Origin of the sequence: Pseudomonas syringae pv. cilantro, from assembly GCF_001293775.1 — a bacterium.
GTDB classification, from domain to species: domain Bacteria; phylum Pseudomonadota; class Gammaproteobacteria; order Pseudomonadales; family Pseudomonadaceae; genus Aquipseudomonas; species Aquipseudomonas syringae_P.
Genome location: NZ_LGLN01000033.1, coordinates 597882 through 615571 on the forward strand (window position 1 = coordinate 597882; position 17690 = coordinate 615571).

General features: G+C 59.2%; 14 protein-coding genes. 13 read left to right on the top strand and 1 reads right to left on the bottom strand.

Going from position 1 to position 17690, the window contains the following annotated elements; all coding sequences use genetic code 11:
* The first annotated feature begins 195 nt into the window (after positions 1-195).
* The 5 genes from flgB to ABJ99_RS09740 all read left to right on the top strand — a co-directional run bounded on the left by flgB (position 196) and on the right by ABJ99_RS09740 (position 5050).
* Positions 196-603 carry a flagellar basal body rod protein FlgB gene (flgB, locus tag ABJ99_RS09720; RefSeq protein ID WP_054085635.1) on the top strand — a complete coding sequence of 136 codons (408 nt, stop codon included), beginning with the start codon at positions 196-198 and terminating at the stop codon, positions 601-603.
* 3 nt (positions 604-606) lie between these two features.
* Entirely contained in the window at positions 607-1047 is a 441-nt protein-coding gene (gene flgC, locus ABJ99_RS09725) for a flagellar basal body rod protein FlgC (RefSeq protein WP_002554316.1), read from the top strand.
* A gap of 15 nt (positions 1048-1062) precedes the next feature.
* The gene (gene flgD / locus ABJ99_RS09730) at positions 1063-1752 is read left to right on the top strand and encodes a flagellar hook assembly protein FlgD (RefSeq protein ID WP_054085636.1); all 690 of its coding nucleotides are present in this window, start codon (positions 1063-1065) and stop codon (positions 1750-1752) included.
* A 25-nt stretch (positions 1753-1777) separates the two neighbouring features.
* Entirely contained in the window at positions 1778-3106 is a 1329-nt protein-coding gene (gene flgE / locus ABJ99_RS09735) for a flagellar hook protein FlgE (protein WP_054085637.1), read from the top strand.
* 195 nt (positions 3107-3301) lie between these two features.
* Positions 3302-5050 (top strand): flagellar hook protein FlgE, encoded by a 1749-nt coding sequence (locus ABJ99_RS09740; RefSeq protein ID WP_054085638.1) that lies wholly within the window; start codon positions 3302-3304, stop codon positions 5048-5050.
* Here the strand turns inward: ABJ99_RS09740 and ABJ99_RS09745 are convergent, their stop codons facing one another.
* Positions 5051-5242: a hypothetical protein gene (locus ABJ99_RS09745; RefSeq protein WP_054085639.1), complete on the bottom strand. Its 192-nt coding sequence runs from the start codon at positions 5240-5242 to the stop codon at positions 5051-5053.
* A gap of 284 nt (positions 5243-5526) precedes the next feature.
* On the opposite strand from ABJ99_RS09745, the gene ABJ99_RS09750 reads away from it, so the two are divergent.
* The 8 genes from ABJ99_RS09750 to ABJ99_RS09785 all read left to right on the top strand — a co-directional run bounded on the left by ABJ99_RS09750 (position 5527) and on the right by ABJ99_RS09785 (position 17621).
* A complete protein-coding gene (locus ABJ99_RS09750; protein ID WP_054085640.1) occupies positions 5527-6267 on the top strand; it encodes a flagellar basal body rod protein FlgF in 741 nt (246 codons plus the stop codon).
* A gap of 46 nt (positions 6268-6313) precedes the next feature.
* The gene (gene flgG, locus ABJ99_RS09755; RefSeq protein WP_005890056.1) at positions 6314-7102 is read left to right on the top strand and encodes a flagellar basal-body rod protein FlgG; all 789 of its coding nucleotides are present in this window, start codon (positions 6314-6316) and stop codon (positions 7100-7102) included.
* Between the two features lie 79 nt (positions 7103-7181).
* Positions 7182-7895: a flagellar basal body L-ring protein FlgH gene (flgH, locus tag ABJ99_RS09760; RefSeq protein WP_042914008.1), complete on the top strand. Its 714-nt coding sequence runs from the start codon at positions 7182-7184 to the stop codon at positions 7893-7895.
* Positions 7896-7908: 13 nt separating this feature from the next.
* Positions 7909-9018: a flagellar basal body P-ring protein FlgI gene (locus ABJ99_RS09765; RefSeq protein WP_007252072.1), complete on the top strand. Its 1110-nt coding sequence runs from the start codon at positions 7909-7911 to the stop codon at positions 9016-9018.
* A gap of 10 nt (positions 9019-9028) precedes the next feature.
* Positions 9029-10279: a flagellar assembly peptidoglycan hydrolase FlgJ gene (gene flgJ, locus ABJ99_RS09770; protein WP_054085641.1), complete on the top strand. Its 1251-nt coding sequence runs from the start codon at positions 9029-9031 to the stop codon at positions 10277-10279.
* Positions 10280-10289: 10 nt separating this feature from the next.
* Positions 10290-12350 carry a flagellar hook-associated protein FlgK gene (gene flgK, locus ABJ99_RS09775; protein WP_054085642.1) on the top strand — a complete coding sequence of 687 codons (2061 nt, stop codon included), beginning with the start codon at positions 10290-10292 and terminating at the stop codon, positions 12348-12350.
* Positions 12351-12363: 13 nt separating this feature from the next.
* Positions 12364-13956 (top strand): flagellar hook-associated protein 3, encoded by a 1593-nt coding sequence (locus ABJ99_RS09780; protein ID WP_054085643.1) that lies wholly within the window; start codon positions 12364-12366, stop codon positions 13954-13956.
* Between the two features lie 89 nt (positions 13957-14045).
* Positions 14046-17621: a glycosyltransferase gene (locus ABJ99_RS09785; protein WP_054085644.1), complete on the top strand. Its 3576-nt coding sequence runs from the start codon at positions 14046-14048 to the stop codon at positions 17619-17621.
* The last annotated feature ends 69 nt before the right edge of the window (positions 17622-17690 follow it).

The following is a 17690-nucleotide window of genomic DNA, read 5'->3' on the forward strand; positions in this document are numbered from 1 at the left end:
GCAAACCCATACTGGCAAAAAAACGGCACCCACCTTGCCGCTTTGCCTCCCCCAGCGGAAACGCCTTGCCGCTTTTCTGGCATGGCTGCGTCTGCGCTGCCTGCAACCCTTGCAAACATTGGGTTTTGCAACATGGCACGCCGATTGCTTTGTCAGTAACAACAGAATCAGGTCAACCGGCAAAGGTTTCCCGAAATGAGCATCAGCTTCGATAAAGCGCTAGGCATACATGAAAAGGCCCTCAACTTCCGGGCGCAGCGGGCAGAGGTGTTGGCCAACAACATTTCCAACGCTGACACCCCGAACTTCAAGGCCCGTGATCTGGAGTTTTCTTCGGTGCTGGCTGCCGAAACCGACAAGGCCCAGAACGGTCATTTCGCGCTGAACAAGACCAACAGCCGTCATATCGAAGCCGAGGGTATGGGGAATAACGATGGCACGCTGATGTATCGCACGCCGTCGCAGCCTTCGCTGGACCAGAACACCGTTGACTCGCAGGTCGAGACGGCCAGTTACACCGAGAACGCCATGGGCTTCCAGGCCAGCTTCACCTTGCTCAACAGCAAGTTCAAAGGGCTGGTTGCAGCCCTTCGCGGAGAATAATCCATGTCACTAGCCAATGTGTTCAACATTGCCGGTAGCGCCATGAGTGCCCAGACCACGCGTCTGAACACCACGGCCAGTAACATCGCCAACGCCGAGACCGTGTCCTCGAGCATGGACCAGACTTACCGCGCCCGTCACCCGGTGTTCGCCACCGTGATGCAGGGTCAGCAGTCGACAGGCGGTTCGCTGTTTCAGGATCAGGGTGAAGCCGGGCAGGGTGTTCAGGTCAACGGCATCATCGAAGACAGTTCCAACCTCGAAGCGCGCTACGAGCCTAATCATCCTTCTGCCGACAAGGACGGGTATGTCTATTACCCCAACGTCAATGTCGTGGAAGAAATGGCCGACATGATTTCCGCCAGTCGTTCGTTCCAGACCAACGCCGAAATCATGAACACCGCTAAATCCATGATGCAGAAGGTTCTGACCCTCGGTCAGTGATAAAAGGCGAACATTATGGCCGTTGATAGCACTACATCAAACAGCGTTTCATCGACATTTTTGAATACGCTGCAGAACCCGACACCGACCAAGACAGACTCTACCGGCACGCTGGGCAAGGATTCGTTCCTGCAGCTGCTGGTTACGCAGATGAAGAACCAGAACCCTCTGGATCCGCAGGACAACACGCAGTTCGTGGCACAGCTGGCGCAGTTCAGCAGCCTCGAAAGCATGCAGAACCTGACGTCGACCGTTGACACGATTGCCAGCAGTTACAAGTCGTCTCAAGCCTTGCAGGCCTCGTCACTGGTCGGTCGCTCAGTGATCATCGACTCGAGCAGCACGTCCGTCGATACCGCCAAGGGCCTGACCGGCTCGATCGTGGTGCCGGGTGCGAGCTCGGTGACAACGGTCAAGATATACGACGCGCAATCCAATCTGGTCGACAGTGTCGATCTGGGTGCGCAGAAAGCCGGCACCACCAGCTTCGCCTGGGACGGTACGGACTCAAGCGGCACAGCGATGCCGTCGGGTACTTACACCTTCAAGGCTGAAGGCGCGATCGACGGCAAGAACACACAACTTTCAACTTACCTGCCCGCCACGGTCAACAGTGTCACGCTGGGTGTCAATGGTGCAGAAACAACGCTTAACCTGGCCAGTGGCAGTGTTGCCTTGTCCAAAGTTCAAACCATCGGATTGTAGAGCCGCTACGGCGCAGGAGTGAAACATGTCTTTCAATATCGGCCTTAGTGGGCTCTATGCTGCAAACAAGAGTCTCGACGTTACCGGCAACAACATTGCCAACGTGGCGACCACCGGTTTCAAATCATCGCGCACTGAATTCGCTGATCAATACGCTCAGTCGATCCGTGGTACGTCCGGCAAGAGCAGCGTCGGCAGCGGCGTCATGACCGCCGCCGTTTCCCAGCAGTTCTCGCAGGGCAGCCTGACCACCGGAACGGCCAACAGCCTGGACCTGGCCATCAATGGCGACGGCTTCTTCATGCTCAGCAACAATGGTGAGAAGCTTTACACCCGTGCCGGTGCATTCCACACCGACAAGGAAGGCTTTGTCGTCAACAGCAGCGGCATGAAGTTGCAGGGTTACAACGTTGACGCCAACGGTGATGTCGTGACCGGCGCGCTCAGCAACCTGCGTGTGGACTCTTCCAACCTGGAGCCCAAAGCGACGACCACGATCACCAACTCTGCCAACCTGAATTCGACGACTGCCTTGCCGTCCGTTGCGACCTTTGACGCGACCGATACCAAGACGTACAACACTAAATACAGCACTCCGACTTACGACACTCAGGGTAATGCTCATACCCTGGATCAATATTTCGTCAAGACCGGCACCAATACCTGGTCGATGTACTCGCTGATGGACGGTCGCAGCATCTCCAACCCGGCAACCACGACGCCGGACAAGAATGACCTGACGTTCGATTCTTCGGGCAACCTGGTTACCACCGCCGGAGGTGCCGTTCCAACCGACAGCGCCAATGTCAGGTTCAATGCCGACGGTACGTTCTCCGTCAATAACTGGGTGCCGGGTGTACAGGTCGGCACAGGTACGACAGCCACCTGGGCAGCGAACGGCGCGACTGGCGCAGCGTCTATCAGACTGGACATGTCCGACATCACCCAGACCGCTTCGGTGTCGGGTCTGCTCAAGCAGGATCAGGATGGTTATGCCACCGGCCAGCTCAGCGCGATGAACGTCGATGCGACCGGCAATCTGTTCGCTACTTACACTAACGGCAAGTCTCAGGTGATCGGCCAGACTTCACTGACCAGCTTCGCCAACGTACAAGGCCTGGCACAGGCCGGTGGCACCAACTGGCGTGAAACGTTCGCCTCGGGTGTTCCGGTCAGCGGCGCCCCTCAGTCGGGCACGCTGGGTTACATCACCGGCCAGGCGCTGGAAGAATCCAACGTCGACCTGACCATGGAACTGGTCAACCTGATCAAGGCGCAGAGCAACTATCAGGCGAACGCGAAAACCATCTCGACACAAAGTACCATCATGCAGACCACTATTCAGATGACGTAACAAGCGTCGTTTGCCGCTGGTAAAAGAGCCTCTGTAAAAAGAGGCTTTTTTATGGGCGATGGATAACCATGGTTCGTTATTTGAGCAGAACTCAAAGTTACAGATTGCTCCCTCAACCTACTTGGAAACGTCCTACGCACGATGATGTGAGAATAAATCTCCTCTATGAATTGCCGTCAAGGCAAGGGAGCACTCATGTCATTCAATACAGCGATCAGCGGTATTCATGCTGCAAACAAAAGGCTGGAAGTGGCGGGTAACAACATTGCCAACGTCGGCACATTGGGCTTCAAGTCGTCGCGTGCGCAGTTTTCGGCGTTGTATGCATCTGCGCAACTGGGTGCCGGGGGGAATGCTGTCGGGGATGGCGTGCGGCTTGCGTCGGTGCAGCAGAATTTCAATCAGGGTGAAACCGTTATCAGCTCCGGTAATCCGCTGGACATGCGTATTCAGGGCAATGGTTTCTTCGTGGTCAGTGATCAAGGCGCGCTGGCGTATACACGGGCCGGCGCTTTTCTCAAGGATGCCGAGAATTTCGTGGTCGACAGCGACGGTGGACGCTTGCAGGGCTATGCCGCGAGTGACAGGGGCGAGATTATCCGCGGGATCCGCACGGACTTGAAGATCGACACGTCCAACGTCGCCGCCCGGGCCACGACCCGCGTGGCTGAAAATATCAATCTGGACGCCTCGCTGCCTTCGCTCGCCCGCTTGCCGACTTTCGACCCGACCGACCCGGCGAGCTACACGCGGGTCACCACGCGTACCATCCAGGATGCGGGGGCCAGTCCGGTGCCCGCCGCCGATCACGAACTCAAGCAGTACTTCGTCAAGACCGAAGATAACCGGTGGTCCATGCATGTGCTGGTGGATGGGCGTAACCCGGTAGATCCCGACAGCGTGGCGCCGCTGCAGGTCAGCCTCGAACTCAAGCCGGACGGCTCGCTGTCGTACAGCGGCAATAGCCAGCACCTGCGCAAAGTCTCGGACAACGAATTTGCCTTGCAGGGCTGGGTGCCGGCCAAGCAGGTCAATGGCGCTTGGATGGCTAACGGTTCTGCCAACGGCGGGGTGGTTTCGTTGCCGCTGGACGATGCCGGGGTGAGTCTGCTCGATCCTGCCGATGCGGTCATGCACCGTCCGGTTCCGGACTTCAATCCCGCAGACCTGAACACCTACAGCAGAATGTTCGGCAATCAGATCTATGACAGCCAGGGCAATGCGCATGAGCTGAAACAGTATTTCGTGAAAGACGGCACCAACAGCTGGCGCATGCACGTGCTGATTGACGACCGAAACCCGCAACTGCCCGAATCCACGACGCCGCTGACCGCCAATATCGTGTTCGATGCCCATGGCTCGGTGGCGTCGCTGACCGGCAGCCTCGGTCTGAACAGCAGCAATGGCAGTCTTCTGCAGCTCACGGGCTGGTCGCCAACGATGGTGGTCGATCCAGGTACAAGCCGCGAACGCTGGATCGCCAACGGGGCGGCGGGCAGTGCCGACGGCATTACCATCGACTTTACCCATCTGCTTCAGCACAACGCCGCCAGCTCACGTTCTTCCGCGTACGTGGACGGTAACTCGGCGGGGGAGCTGAAAAGTCTGGACGTCGGGCGCGACGGCATTTTGCGGGCCGGTTTTACCAACGGCATGACCAAGGACATCGGTCAGGTCGTGCTCGCCAGTTTTGCCAACCCCCATGGTTTGCAACCGCGCAGCGATACCCGCTGGACAGCGACCGCTGATTCCGGGGTGGCTGAATACGATATGCCGGGCGTCGGTACGCTGGGCAGCATCGTCAGTGGCGGGCTGGAGGGTTCGAACGTCGTGCTGGCGGATGAGCTGATTGCCTTGATTCAGGCGCAGACGGCGTATCAGGCCAACTCCAAGGCGATTTCCACCGAGGTCACGCTGATGCAGACGCTGATTCAGTCCACTTGATCAGATTGAGCAGTCGGCTTTGATGAAGTGACCTTTCAATTGTTTCCAGCCCGGGCCCGGACTGGTCTGGGCACAGACGATCCGGCTGTCGCCCTGCCATTTGTAGTAATGCGCGGGCGCGGCCTGGGCGAGCAGGGTGAGAGTGGTCAGGCTGGCTGCCACGAGGCCGACAATGCCGCCGCGAAAAGACATGGCGATTACCCGCTGAGGTCAGTGATGACAGGCAGATTATCACTGTCGCTCAGCTTGTCTGCGTGCATCTGCGAAGTTTTTTTGGCGTTGCGTCGGGGTTGGCGTGAGGTGGGCGGCAGTCCGCCGCCGCTATTGAGTGGCACTTTGCCGAGAGGCAAACGCTTAGTGTCTGTTTTTGCTGGTAAATCAAGCGTTTGTATCGGGCCTGACAAGTTGGTTCAAAAATTGCTTTAACCCTTTCAGAACAGCTACAGGCGGCAAGCGTCTGTCGGAGGAGGAAGACTGTGGACAAGTTGCTTTACGTCGCCATGAGCGGTGCATCCGAAAACGCGATTGCGCAGAAGGCTCACGCCAACAACCTGGCAAACGTTTCGACCAACGGTTTCATGCGTGACCTTGAACAGGCCCGCTCGATGCCGGTGTTTGGCGAGGTCATGCCATCGCGTGCCTATGCCATGAGCGAACGTCCGGGGACTGACTTTTCCGGCGGTGCCATGGTTCAGACCGGCCGCGAGCTGGACATCGCCATCAAGGGTGATGGCTGGATCGCGGTGCAGACACCCGATGGCGGCGAAGCCTACACCCGCAGTTCCGGCATGAACATCGATGCCCTGGGCGTGTTGCGCGACGGCAGCGGGTTGCCGGTAATGGGCAACGGCGGTCCGATTGCCGTGCCGCCACAACAGCAGATCGAAATCGGCGCCGATGGCACGATCAGTATTCGTTCGCTGGGCGAGAGTCCGCAGGTGATGGCTCAGGTCGACCGCATCAAGCTGGTCAAACCGGACCTCAAGACCATGGAGAAGGGCCCTGACGGCCTGATCCACACCAAGACCGGCCGGCCTGCCGATGTCGATGCCACCGTTCAGGTCGAGTCCGGTTTTTTGCAGGCGAGCAACGTCAACGCAGTCGAGGAAATGACCTCGGTGCTGGCCTTGTCCCGTCAATTCGAATTGCACGTCAAGATGATGAAGACCGCCGAAGAAGACGATCAGTCGATGGCTCGCGTCTTGCAACTTGGCTAATCAATGACAGCTTGCGCCGACAAACCGGCGCTTGAGGAGAACACACATGCTTCCTGCACTATACGTCGCCAAAACCGGCCTTGCCGCTCAGGACACCAACCTGACCACCATCTCCAACAACCTGGCGAACGTTTCGACCACAGGTTTCAAGAGTGATCGGGCCGAGTTTCAGGACTTGCTGTATCAGATCAAGCGTCAGCCAGGTGCTCAGTCCACTCAGGACAGCGAGCTGCCATCCGGCCTGCAACTGGGTACCGGTGTGCGCATCGTCGGCACCCAGAAGAACTTCACGGCCGGCAGCCTGCAAACCACCAACAACCCGCTGGACCTGGCGGTCAACGGTCGCGGTTTCTTTCAGGTGACTCAGCCGGACGGCACCGTGGCTTATAGCCGCGACGGTACATTCCACCTCGACGCCAACGGTCAGATCGTGACCGCCAATGGTTACGCGCTCGAGCCTGCGATTGTCGTGCCGCAGGCTGCGCAGACCTTTACGGTCGGCCAGGACGGTACGGTTTCGGTCACTCTGGCTGGCGCAACGGCAACGCCGCAGATCATCGGCAACATTCAGACCGCCGACTTCATCAACCCGGCCGGCCTGCAGGCCATCGGCGGCAACCTTTATCTGGAAACCGGTTCGAGCGGCGCGCCGCAGATCGGCACACCGGGCCTCAACGGCCTGGGTCCGACCCTGCAGAACACCCTGGAAAACTCCAACGTGAGCACGGTCGAGGAACTGGTCAACATGATCACTACCCAGCGCGCTTACGAGATGAACTCCAAAGTGATCTCCACCGCTGACCAGATGCTGCAGAACCTGACTCAGAACCTGTAAGGCGCTGATGCCGGCAAAACCGCTCAATCCGAAGGGGCGCCTTGATAAGCGCCTGTTACACCGCGAGGTTTCAAGTGTCATGAAGCGCCTTAGTGTTCCGCGTTTTTCAGTGTTGATCGCTTCATTGTGCGGGATCACCCTGCTGTCTGGCTGCGTTGCGCCGACGGCCAAGCCCAATGACCCTTATTACGCTCCGGTGTTACCACGCACGCCCATGTCGGCGGCTTCGAACAATGGCGCGATCTATCAGGCCGGCTTCGAGCAGAATCTCTATGGCGACCGCAAAGCGTTCCGGGTCGGCGACATCATCACCATCACGCTTTCCGAGCGTATGGCGGCGAGCAAGGCGGCGACGTCTGCAATGTCCAAGAACAGCACCAACAGTATCGGCCTGACCTCGTTGTTCGGTTCGGGGTTGACCACCAACAACCCGATTGGCGGTAACGACCTGAGCCTGAACGCCGGCTACAACGGTGCTCGCACCACCAATGGCGACGGCAAGGCCGCACAGAGCAACAGCCTGACCGGTTCGGTCACCGTGACGGTTGCGGATGTGCTGCCCAACGGCATTCTGTCGGTACGCGGCGAGAAGTGGATGACGCTCAATACCGGTGACGAACTGGTACGGATCGCCGGGCTGGTTCGCGCCGATGACATTGCGACTGACAACACCGTGTCGTCCACACGTATTGCCGATGCACGTATTACCTATTCGGGGACCGGAGCCTTCGCCGATACCAGCCAGCCAGGCTGGTTCGACCGGTTCTTCCTCAGCCCGTTGTTCCCTTTCTGATAGCGGGATAAACATGATCAAGCTCAAGCAACTGATAGCGGCGACCTTGTTGTTGTCCACAGCGTTCGGCGTCCATGCCGAGCGCCTGAAGGACATCGCGAGCATCTCCGGCGTGCGGGCCAACCAATTGATCGGCTACGGTCTGGTGGTGGGGCTCAACGGTACGGGTGACCAGACCACCCAGACGCCCTTCACGCTGCAGACCTTCAACAACATGCTGTCGCAGTTCGGTATCAAGGTGCCCGCCGGTTCCGGCACCGTGCAGCTGAAAAACGTCGCGGCGGTTGCGGTGTACGCGGATCTGCCTGCGTTCGCCAAACCGGGTCAGACGGTCGACATCACCGTGTCCTCGATCGGTAACTCCAAGAGCCTGCGCGGCGGTGCTTTGTTGATGACGCCGATGAAAGGTGTCGACGGTAACGTCTACGCCATCGCTCAGGGCAACCTGGTGGTTGGCGGTTTCGATGCGGAAGGCCGTGACGGTTCGAAAATCACCGTCAACGTGCCGTCGTCGGGGCGTATTCCTGGTGGTGCTTCGGTCGAGCGCTCGGTGCCGAGCGGCTTCAATCAGGGCAACACCCTGACCCTGAACCTGAACCGTTCCGACTTCACCACCGCCAAGCGCGTCGTGGACAAGATCAACGATTTGCTCGGCCCGGGCGTTGCTCAGGCGCTGGACGGCGGTTCGGTGCGTGTGACTGCGCCGCTCGATCCGGGCCAGCGTGTCGACTACCTGTCGATCCTGGAGAATCTGGAAGTCGATCCGGGCCAGACCGCTGCCAAGGTCATTATCAATTCGCGGACCGGCACGATTGTGATCGGCCAGAACGTCAAGGTGTCGCCGGCCGCTGTGACGCACGGCAGCCTGACCGTGACCATCACCGAAGACCCGATTGTCAGCCAGCCGGGCGCCTTGTCCGGTGGTCAGACTGCGGTCGTGCCGCGCTCGCGAGTCAATGCCCAGCAGGAGCTGCACCCGATGTTCAAGTTTGGTCCAGGCACCACGCTGGATGAGATCGTTCGTGCGGTCAATCAGGTGGGCGCTGCGCCCGGCGACCTGATGGCCATCCTCGAAGCCCTGAAACAGGCCGGCGCGCTGCAAGCCGACCTGATCGTCATCTGAGGACTCGCGCATGGACATGCCAAAGGGCGGAATTTCTTCAGCGGTCGACTCCGGTGCCTACACCGACGTCAACCGTCTGGCGGCGCTGAAGCATGGCGACAAGGACAGTGTGGAAAACCAGAAGAAGGTGGCCCGCGAGTTCGAATCGCTGTTCGTCAGTCAGATGCTCAAGGCCATGCGCTCGGCCAACGAAGTGCTGGCCAAGGACAACCCGATGAACACCGCGGCGACGCGGCAGTATCAGGACATGTATGACCAGCAACTGGCGGTCACGCTGTCCACCCGTGGCAACGGCATTGGTCTGCAGGACGTGCTGATGCGTCAGTTGTCGAAAGACAAGGGCATCCACCACGCCGCCCCGACCGATCCGACCGACGCCGCCAAGGCTGCAATGGCGACAGACGCCACACCAGCCAAGACCGGTCTGGCGACCAGTATCTACCAGCGTCCGCTGTGGGCGACGCGTTCGGCGGCGGCGGATCAGGCGGCTACCGCTGCGTCGGCTACCGGCGAAGGCCGCAACGACATGGCGGCGCTCAATTCGCGTCGTCTGTCCTTGCCGAGCAAGCTGACTGATCGACTGTTGGCCGGTATCGTGCCTACGGCTGCCACCGCTGTGAGCAACAGCCCTGCACCGGCTCGCGCAGCGTCCGGCAGCACGGGCAACAATGGCGACTGGACGCTCGACCCCAACCTGGCGCCTGCGCCGCAATACGTGCGCTCGATGGCCCAGCCACCACTGGCGCCGGCCAAGCGTGCGTTCAGCAACGCCGATCAGTTCGTCGAGACCATGTTGCCGCTGGCCAAGGAAGCCGCAGCGCGGATCGGCGTCGATCCGGTCATGCTGGTGGCGCAGGCTGCGCTGGAAACCGGCTGGGGCAAATCGATCATGCGTCAACAGGATGGCAGCAGCAGCCACAACCTGTTCGGCATAAAGGCCGCAGGCAGCTGGAAAGGTGCAGAAGCACGCGCCATCACCAGCGAGTTCCGTGATGGCAAGATGGTCAAGGAAACGGCGGACTTCCGGTCCTACGGCTCCTATGCCGACAGCTTTCACGACCTGGTCAGTCTGCTGCAGAACAACAATCGTTATAAAGAAGTGGTCAACTCGGCCGATAAACCGGAACAGTTTGTAAAAGAATTGCAGAAGGCTGGTTACGCCACCGACCCGGACTACGCCAGCAAGATTTCGCAGATTGCGAAGCAGATGAAGAGTTACCAGACGTACGCCGCTGCAACGGGCTCTTCCACGACTTTATAAGGTTTTAATCATGTCGCTGATTTCAATTGGGCTCTCAGGTATCAATGCCAGTAGCGCTGCGATCAATACCATCGGTAACAACACGGCCAACGTGGATACCGCGGGTTACTCGCGTCAGCAGGTACTGACCACAGCGTCGGCGCAGATCGCTCTGGGTCAGGGTGTCGGCTACCTTGGTACCGGCACCACGCTGTCCGACGTGCGTCGCATCTACAACAGCTACCTGGACACCCAATTGCAATCGAGCACCGCCCTCAGCGCGGACGCTGTCGCTTACTCCGGTCAGGCCGGCAAGACGGACACCTTGCTGTCCGACAATGCGTCGGGCGTCGCCGTGCAGCTGGCAGACTTCTTCTCCAAAATGCAGGGCATCGCCACCAACGCCACCCAGGCTTCGGATCGCTCGTCGTTCCTGACCCAGGCGGGCGCATTGAGTGCGCGTTTCAACTCGGTCGCGTCGCAGTTGTCCTCGCAGAACGACAACGTCAATGCTCAGCTCACCACCTTCACCAAGCAGGTCAATGAGCTGACCAACACGGTGGCGGGCCTTAACAAGCAGATCACTCAGGCGTCGGTGGGCAACTCCACGCCCAATACGCTGCTGGATTCACGCAGCGAAGCGGTGCGTCAGCTCAACGAGCTGGTGGGCGTCAAGGTTGTCGAGAACAACGGCAATTACGATCTCTATACTGGCACCGGACAATCACTGGTGAGTGGCGGGACGTCTTACAAGATGTCGGCCTCGCCGAGCCCTTCCGACCCGTTGCAGTTCAATGTGCAGGTTGCCTACGGTCAGACCCAGACAGACGTGACCTCGGTCATCACTGGCGGCTCGATTGGCGGTCTGCTGCGTTATCGCAACGAAGTGCTGGTGCCGGCAACCAACGAGCTTGGCCGTACGGCGATGGTGCTCTCGGACCAGGTCAACAGCCAGTTGAACCAGGGTATCGACAGCAAGGGCAATTTCGGTTCGAACCTGTATTCGAGTATCAACAGCGCGGATGCGATTAGCCAGCGCAGCATCGGCAAGACCGCCAACAGCCTTGGCTCCGGCAACCTGAACGTGACGATTGGCGATACCAGCAAGCTGACGGCCGACGATTACGAAGTCACCTTCAGCGACACCTCCAATTTCACAGTGCGTCGTCTGCCTAATGGCGAGAGCGTCGGTGCCGGTGCGTTGAGTGACAATCCGCCCAAGCAGTTCGACGGTTTCAGTGTGAGCCTCAACGGCAATACCCTGGCGGCCGGCGACAGCTTCAAGGTCATACCGACACGCACCGGCGCCTCGGGGATCTCCGTGGTCATGACCGACGCCAAGGATATCGCGGCCGCCGCGCCTTTGACGGCGACAGCGGGTGCCAGCAACGCCGGTACCGGCAGTTTTACCCAGCCGGTACTGAACACCAAGTCAGATATCTACAGCAGCACCCGAACCGCCGATCTGCGCAACGCGCTCAAAGATTCCACCCCCATGAAGCTGGTGATGGGCGCGGTCAGCAGCACTGGCGTGCAGAGCTACAGCCTGATCAATGCGAGTGGCGGCGCAGTGCTCGATCAGAACGGTAACGCCGTAGGCGGTTCGATCATTCAGGGCCAGACCAACACGCTCAAACTGAACGTCGGCTACACCGATACCACGACAACGCCTGGCAGCAAGACTGCGTTTCAACTGGAAATGACCATTTCCGGTTCGCCGGTCGTCAATGATACGTTCAGCGTAGGCATCACCGGTTCGGGCTCGTCCGACAACCGCAACGCGCTGGCAGTGGTCGGCTTGCAGACCGCCAAGACTGTCGGCGTCGCCAATGGCGGCGCGGGTACCAGCCTGTCCGGCTCCTACGCTGATCTGGTTTCTGTCGTCGGCACGCTGGCAAGCCAAGGCAAGAACGATGTCACGGCCACAGCGGCCGTTGTCGGTCAGGCCAAAGCGTCACGCGATTCGGTGTCGGGCGTGTCGCTGGATGAAGAAGCGTCCAACCTGATCAAGTATCAGCAGTACTACACCGCCTCATCGCAAATCATCAAGGCGGCACAAACCATCTTCAGCACGCTGATCAACAGCCTTTAAGGAATCGTGAGCCATGCGTATCTCGACTACCCAGTTCTACGAAGCCACGAACGCCAATTATCAGCGTAACTACGCAAACCTCAACAAGACCAGCGAAGAAGTTTCCAGCGGTATCAAGCTCAATACCGCGAGCGATGATCCGGTGGGTGCTTCCCGCGTTCTGCAACTGGCTCAGCAGAACTCCATGCTGACCCAGTACGCGGCCAACATAGGCACGATCAATACCAACGTGGTCAGTACCGAGACGGCATTGACCAGTATCATCGATACCATGCAGTCTGCTCGTGAAGAGATCATATCAGCGTCCAACGGCGTCAATACCGATTCTGAACGTCTCACCAAGGCTCAGGCGCTCAAACAGTATCAGGGTCAGCTTCTGGCGCTCATGAACAGCAAGGACCCTAATGGCCAATACATATTGGCCGGTTCCAAGTCCTCGACGCCGCCTTACTCGCTGAACGCTGATGGCTTTTACAGCTACAAAGGCGATCAGACCAGCGTCAACCTGGCGGTCGGCGATGGTCTGGTAATGGCCAGTAACACCACGGGCTACGAAGCATTCGAGCAGTCGGTCAACAGCACGCGCACGTCTGCGACACTGATTTCTCCGGCGACCGACGATGGCAAGATCGGCCTGAGTGCTGGCCAGGTAACGTCGACCCCGACCTATAACTCGAGTTATCAGGCGGGCGAACCCTACACACTGACCTTTCTCAGCGGTACGCAGTTCAAGATCACCGATGCCACCGGCACCGATGTGAGCTCCGACGCATCGTCTGCCGGCAAGTTCGGCAACAGCACGTTCGAGGCGCAGACGTTTACCTTTCGTGGTGTCGAAATGACCCTCAACGTCAACCTGCCAGCGGCTGACAGGGTTTCGCAAGCCACGGCTGATGCTGCGCTGACCAATCGCAGCTATCAACTGGCTTCGACGCCAGACAGCGTATCGACGTCGCGAAGTGCCGGTAACACCTCTACCGCCAATATCAGCAGCTCGACCGTGGGTAACACGGCAGCTGACCGGACGGCGTTCAACAATACCTTTCCTGCTGGCGGCGCAATTCTCAAGTTCACCAGCGCCACCGACTACGACCTGTTTGCGTCACCCTTGACCAGCAGCAGTAAACCGGTGTCCAGCGGCACGATGAGCGGCTCTACGGCCAACGCGTCCGGGGTCAATTTCAATGTCAGCGGTACGCCTGCCGCCGGTGATCAGTTTATCGTGGAGTCTGGTACTCACCAGAACGAGAACATCCTCAACACACTGACGGCGGCGATCAAAGCCTTGTCGACGCCGGTTGACGGAGATCTGGTGGGGACACAAAAGATGCAGGCTTCACTGGACTCTGCGCTGGGCAACATCACCAGTGGCATCGCGCAGGCTTCCACCGCAAAGGCCAATGGCGGCGCGCGCCAGCTTGCTGCGAGTGCGCAAGGCACCACCAACGAGCTGCTCAAAGCCAACAACACGATCGAGCAGGGCACTTACGTGAACGCGGACATCGTCGAGGCGACCACGCGGCTGACGTTGCAGAAGACCATGCTGGATGCATCTCAGCAGGTGTTTACCCTGCTGTCCAAGTTGAACCTGTTCAGTCAGCTTTGAATCCTGACGTTGAGCATGCGCCGTCTTTTATCAGCGGTGAGGGGGACCGGCCGACTGGCGGGTTCTCCGCCGCTCACGAGTCTGTAATAGTGAATTCAGTCCCCCTCGTCAGTATCGTCATCCCCGCTCTCAATCCACGTTTCTTCCGTGCTGCGCTGCAAAGTGCCCTGGACCAGACCTACAGCAATATCGAAATCATTGTCTGTGACGATTGCCGTACCGATGAGATCAAAACGATTTTTGACGAGTTGGTCCCTTCGGACACTGATCATGCGCGTTACGTAGGCAATCCTCAACGCCTGGGTTTTCAAGGGAATCTGCTCAAATGCCTGGAAGAGGCTGGCGGCAAGTACATCAAGTTTCTCTGCGATGACGACCGTCTTTATATGCATTGCGTCGCACATCAGGCACAGACCCTGGATACTTACAAGGATGTTCAGCTGGTCGTCAGCAAACGCCATCTGGTGGACGTCGATGACTATGTATTGCCGGCGCGCATGGAGAACGTCGGTCTGGTGCCGTACGACGCCGTGTTCAAAGGCGAGGACATGCTGGCAATTTTCGAGCGCACGCCGCGCAACTATTTGGGCGGTTTCAGCGGCGCGCTGATGCGCCGTGCCGACGTGTTGGAATACCTGCCGTCCCTTGCTGTGCCAGGGCAGGGCTTTTTCGCATTGCTGGATTTCACGCTGTTTATCTGCCTGCTGCGACGTGGCAACCTGATTGTGCTGAACAATGTCGAGAGCGTCGAGCGGCTATACCCGGGTCGCTTCAGCAGTCGGCCAGACATGCTGCAAAAAGCTACCACCGAATGGGGCTGGCTGAACGAAATGCTCAAGGCGCGCAGTGGCGAAGGCGCACCTGCCGACGGCTGGGTTCGTTTCCTGCCATTGCGAATGGCGCTCGAAGAGCCGCGCGAGTGGGATGAGGTCGGCCTTTATGGGGTGATGGCCAGTCGTCAAGGCGTCATGATGAGCCGGGTCGGCAGCCGCAGCGACAGCTACGCAGAACTGTACGCCGAGTGGCTGTCGTGCCGCCAATTTTCTGCTCCGCAGAAGAAGCTGCTCGAGCGACGCATCGGAAGCTGGGCCTGGCAGCCGCGCATTGTCCCGGTGATCATCGATCCCGAGGGCGACGCCGAAGGGCTGGACATCACGTTGCGCAGCATTGCCGAACAGGATTACGCCGCCGACTCAGTGGTCGTGCTGACCAATGCCAGCATTGATGATCCGCAGGTGCTGCGTTTTTCCCTGCAGCCGGACTGGTCGCGGCAGTTGAATGACGTATTGCCGCTGCTGGACAGCGCCGACTGGGTTTATCTGCTGCGGGCCGGCGACCGACTGACACAGTCTGCGCTGCTGGTGCTGGCCGAGCGCATCGCGCAGACCTCCGGCCTGTTGTGCATCTACAGCGATGAAGGGGCGCTGGTCGACGACGAATCCAGAGAGCCGATTTTCAAACCCGGTTTCAATCTCGACCTGCTGCGCGCCTATCCTTATGTCGGGCGCACGCTGGCGTTCGAGCGCCGCAACTTGCTGGACATGGGCGGGTTCGATCCGGCCCACGATGAGCTGGCCCCGCATGATGTCATCTGGCGTCTGGTCGAGGGTGCCGGGCCACAGACCATCGAGCACATCGCCGAAGTGCAGGTCGAATCGCGCCTGGCGTTTGCCGACTGGCTGTCGCTGCCTCAGGTCATCGAACACAACGAATCGCTGGTATCGGCGCACCTGACGCGTATCGGCAGGGAGCATGTGATTCACCATGATCATCTGCCGCTGCTGAACCGCATCGAATACCTGCATCCTTCGCTGCCGCTGGTGTCGATCATCATCACCGCCAAGGATCAGTTGACTGCTCTGGAGCGCTGTCTGGACAGTATTCTCAGCAACACAAGCTACCCGCATTACGAAGTGCTGATCGTCAACAACGCCAGCGCAAGCGTCGATGCGCAAGCCTGGTTTGCAGCAATGGGCCAGTTGGGCAGTGACAAGCTGCAGATTCTCTCGTTGTCTGACGCGGGCAGCCAAGCCGCGGCGCAGAACCATGCTGCCCGTCATGCCCGTGGTGACTACCTGCTGATGCTCAGCCCGCACGCCGTTATTTATCAGGCCGACTGGCTGCAGGGAATGGTCAGCCATGCCCAGCGCCCGGAAGTCGGCATCGTCGGCCCGCGTATTCTCAACCCGCAGGGCACTATTCTGTACGCAGGCATGGTGATGGGCATGGACGGTCTGGCCGGGCGGCCTTTCATCAACTTTCCTGCGGGCGCGCGCGGCTATATGCAGCGCTTGCAATTGACGCAGAACTGGAGTGCGGTCAGCGGCAATTGCCTGATGGTGCGCAAAGAGGTGTTCGACGCTGTGGGCGAGATGGAAGCCGCGACCTTCACTCAGGGGCTGCAGGATCTTGACCTGTGCCTGCGGGTCGGGCGCGAGGGTTACCTGATCGTCGGCACACCTGATTCCTCGTTGGTACTGGCTGAGCCTGTTGCCGCTGCACGTGACGAGACGTCCCGTCAGGCACTCGATAACGAGCAGAAATCGTTCTTCTTGAAGTGGCTACCGAAAATGGCCAGAGATCAGGCATACAACCCCAATCTGCACCTTAACGAAACGCTGTCGTTCGCTCTTAACCCTGGTCTGCTGGTGGGCTGGGATCCGTTCTGTAGCCGTCATCTGCCATCCATTCTCGGCATGGCGGTCAACTCTTCGGCAGTGGGGCATTACCGGGTCAGCCAGCCACTGCTGGAGCTGATGGCCGCCGGGCGGGTAGTGGGTCGCATGACCTACGAGACCGCATCGCCGGTAGAGATAGAGCGCCAGTCTCCCGACGTGATTGTCTTTCAGGGCCGCTACACCGAAGCCAAGGTTCCGGATATCGAGCTGGCAAAGAACTACTCGAACGCCATGCGTATTTTCGAACTCGACGATTACATTGCCGATGTACCCGAGCGCAACGAGCACAAGCGCAACATGCCGGACAATATCGGCACGATGCTGCGCAAGGGTATCGGCCTGTGTGACCGCGTGGTGGTGTCGACACATCCGCTGGCCGAGGTGCTGTCGAGCATGCACAGCGATATCCGAGTGGTGCCGAACATGTTGGCGACCCAACTGTGGAGCAACCTCAGAAGTCAGCGCCGCAGTTCCGGCAAGCCGCGTATCGGCTGGGGCGGCGGCACCAGCCATCGGGGCGACCTGGAGCTGATTGCCGATGTGGTGCGCGAACTGGCTGATGAAGTCGAGTGGGTGTTCTTCGGCATGTGCCCGGATCTGCTCAAACCTTACATCCATGAGTTCCACCCGGGGGTCAGCCTGAAAACCTACCCGGCCAAGCTGGCCAGCCTGAATCTCGATCTGGCACTGGCGCCGCTGGAATTCCATATCTTCAACGACTGCAAGAGTAATCTAAGGCTGCTGGAATACGGCGCGTGCGGTTACCCGGTCATTTGCTCCGACACCGAGGCCTACCGCGGCCATCTGCCGGCCACCCGCGTGTACACCAACAGCCCGGACGAGTGGTTGCAGGCGATTCGCATGCACCTCTCCGATCCCGATGCCAGTTACCGTATGGGCGACGAACTGCGCGAGACAGTGTTACGCGACTTCATGCTGCGCGGTGAAAACCTGCAATATTGGGCCAACGGCTGGCTGCCGGACTGATCCGATCGTTTGATCACGCGTCAGCGGATGGCTGGCTGACGCCACGTTACGCTCTTGCTTCAATGCCGG

Coding starts and splice junctions, on each gene's coding strand:
- flgB (WP_054085635.1), top strand. CDS start 196: ATGAGCATCAGCTTCGATAAAGCGCTAGGCATACATGAAAAGGCCCTC.
- flgC (WP_002554316.1), top strand. CDS start 607: ATGTCACTAGCCAATGTGTTCAACATTGCCGGTAGCGCCATGAGTGCC.
- flgD (WP_054085636.1), top strand. CDS start 1,063: ATGGCCGTTGATAGCACTACATCAAACAGCGTTTCATCGACATTTTTG.
- flgE (WP_054085637.1), top strand. CDS start 1,778: ATGTCTTTCAATATCGGCCTTAGTGGGCTCTATGCTGCAAACAAGAGT.
- ABJ99_RS09740 (WP_054085638.1), top strand. CDS start 3,302: ATGTCATTCAATACAGCGATCAGCGGTATTCATGCTGCAAACAAAAGG.
- ABJ99_RS09745 (WP_054085639.1), bottom strand. CDS start 5,242: ATGTCTTTTCGCGGCGGCATTGTCGGCCTCGTGGCAGCCAGCCTGACC.
- flgG (WP_005890056.1), top strand. CDS start 6,314: ATGCTTCCTGCACTATACGTCGCCAAAACCGGCCTTGCCGCTCAGGAC.
- flgH (WP_042914008.1), top strand. CDS start 7,182: ATGAAGCGCCTTAGTGTTCCGCGTTTTTCAGTGTTGATCGCTTCATTG.
- ABJ99_RS09765 (WP_007252072.1), top strand. CDS start 7,909: ATGATCAAGCTCAAGCAACTGATAGCGGCGACCTTGTTGTTGTCCACA.
- flgJ (WP_054085641.1), top strand. CDS start 9,029: ATGGACATGCCAAAGGGCGGAATTTCTTCAGCGGTCGACTCCGGTGCC.
- flgK (WP_054085642.1), top strand. CDS start 10,290: ATGTCGCTGATTTCAATTGGGCTCTCAGGTATCAATGCCAGTAGCGCT.
- ABJ99_RS09780 (WP_054085643.1), top strand. CDS start 12,364: ATGCGTATCTCGACTACCCAGTTCTACGAAGCCACGAACGCCAATTAT.